Origin of the sequence: Citrobacter sp. Cf116 (assembly GCF_030336505.1) — a bacterium.
Lineage (GTDB): Bacteria > Pseudomonadota > Gammaproteobacteria > Enterobacterales > Enterobacteriaceae > Citrobacter > Citrobacter freundii.
Window position 1 is genome coordinate 1 of record NZ_JAOWEQ010000003.1, and the last position, 380, is coordinate 380.

Below are 380 nucleotides of genomic sequence, written 5' to 3' on the forward strand. Positions count from 1 at the left end.
AGTGGTGAGTTGTGTATGTTGAAACCAGCTTTTCTTCATAACGCACCTCTGGATGCGGCAAAAAGAAAATCGCTGGCGTTAGTTAACGTCAGTATGTGGGATTGCTTGAATTGATCTTGCGCCATGGGCTTTTCTCCTGTGGCGCAGCAGGTATAGGTTGTTCAGGCCTATGACGGGAGTGTAACAGAATTCTGAGTAACGCGATAACCAGCCCTTTCCAGCATCTGAGTAAACAACGTAGGTGTACCAATAATTTCATTATCCTGAAGAGGCATGAAAGACACCATGCTACCGCGACGATACATCAGGGCGCGCTCACACTCAGGAAATGATTGCAGCCTGGCAACGATGACTCCATCGTGACATCTGATGACTGCGTA

Annotated in this window: 1 protein-coding gene; it reads right to left on the minus strand. The window is 47.6% G+C overall.

The window, feature by feature from the left end:
• Positions 1–167 precede the first annotated feature (167 nt).
• Positions 168–380: hypothetical protein (locus OGV74_RS00700; protein WP_286520110.1), on the minus strand; the 213-nt coding region annotated here is incomplete at its 5' end.